Raw genomic sequence first — 1,744 nt, 5'->3', positions numbered from 1 at the left:
CACCGTTCCATCCGCTCCTGTTTTGATACTCGCTATGACTGGTTTGCCTTGACTATCGCTGACGCGATACTCCGCTCCTGACAAGACTGCTTTACTTTCTTTATCCAGTTTCTTGATCTTTATGCGCCCCTGGCGATTATTCGTGAACGTTAGCGTCGCTGTTTGGTTTCTCACTACTTCTATCGTTCGATTATTTCCTTCCACTGGTGTCGCTACATGCCCCGTTGGGGCTGCTGTTTCCAGAACGGTGTATTTTCCGGTCGGTAAATTCGCTACTGTATAGAGACCAGTGGCGTTAGTTTTACCACTTCCTACTTGAGTACCTGAAGCGTTTTTTACGATGTATTTAGCTCCGGCTAGCCTTTTTTTCGTGTCATCTTGTTTGATGATCTGTAAACTGCCTTTTTGACGTTGGTTTTCAAACACGACTTCTGGCGTGGTTTCTCCCATTTTTACCGTTACTTCAACGCTTGATSGCGTCGCTAATTCATAGTTTGTCGGRGCGGCACTTTCTTGGACTCGGTACTTCCCTGCTGGYAAGTAGCCTGTTGTCACCGTTCCATCCGCTCCTGTTTTGATACTCGCTATGACTGGTTTKCCTTGACTATCGCTGAYGCGATACTCCGCTCCTGACAAGACTGCTTTACTTTCTTTATCYAGYTTCTTGATCTTTATGCGYCCYTGGCGATTATTCGTGAACGTTAGCGTCGCYGTTTGGTTTCTTACTACTTCTATCGTTCGATTATTYCCTTCCACYGGWGTCGCCACATGCCCCGTTGGGGCTGCTGTTTCACTTACTGTGTATTTCCCCGTTGGTAAATTCGCTACTGTATAGAGACCAGTGGCGTTAGTTTGACCACTTCCTACTTGAGTACCTGAAGCGTTCTTTACGATGTATTTAGCTCCGGCTAGCCTTTTTTTCGTGTCGTCTTGTTTGATGATCTGTAAACTACCTTTTTGGCGTTGGTTTTCAAACACGACTTCTGGCGTAGTTTCTCCCATTTTTACYGTTACTTCAACGCTTGATGGCGTCGCTAATTCATAGTTTGTCGGGGCRGCACTTTCTTGGACTCGGTACTTCCCTGCTGGCAAGTAGCCTGTTGTCACCGTTCCATCCGCTCCTGTTTTGATACTCGCTATGACTGGTTTGCCTTGACTATCGCTGACGCGATACTCCGCTCCTGACAAGACTGCTTTACTTTCTTTATCCAGTTTCTTGATCTTTATRCGYCCCTGGCGATTATTCGTGAACGTTARCGTCGCCGTTTGGTTTCTTACTACTTCTATCGTTCGATTATTTCCTTCCACGGGGGTTGCCACGTGCCCCGTTGGGGCCGCTGTTTCACTWATSGTRTATTTYCCRGTCGGWAAATTYRCYACTGTATAGAGACCAGTGGCGTTRGTTTKACCACTTCCTACTTGWRTKCCTGATGCRTTYTTTACRATATCTKSGCGTYMGGCYARYCTYTTTTTTCGTRTCRTCTTGTTTGATGATCTGCAAACTRCCTTTTTGRCGTTGGTTTTCAAACACGACTTCTGGSGTSGTTTCTCCCATTTTTACYGTTACTTCAACGCTTGATGGCGTCGCTAATTCATAGTTTGTCGGCGCAGCACTTTCTTGGACTCGGTACTTCCCTGCTGGCAAGTAGCCTGTTATCACCGTTCCATCCGCTCCTGTTTTGATGCTCGCTATGACTGGTTTGCCTTGGCTGTCGCTGACGCGATACTCCGCTCCTGACAAGAC

Annotated in this window: 1 protein-coding gene and 1 pseudogene; both read right to left on the bottom strand. The window is 46.9% G+C overall.

Translation table 11 applies throughout. The features are described from left to right. Positions 1-1,446 (bottom strand): MSCRAMM family protein (locus V192_RS0118740; RefSeq protein WP_420834563.1); only part of this gene is annotated, 1,446 nt, incomplete at its 3' end. After that, a pseudogene (locus V192_RS22910) lies at positions 1,343-1,741 on the bottom strand (MSCRAMM family protein). The gene V192_RS0118740 and the pseudogene V192_RS22910, both read right to left, overlap by 104 nt. Positions 1,742-1,744: the final 3 nt, after the last annotated feature.

The organism is Enterococcus crotali (assembly GCF_000633635.1).
Taxonomy (GTDB): Bacteria; Bacillota; Bacilli; order Lactobacillales; family Enterococcaceae; genus Enterococcus_L; species Enterococcus_L crotali.
The sequence above is the reverse complement of the archived record's forward strand: the minus strand, read 5'-3'. Positions and strand labels throughout refer to the sequence as shown.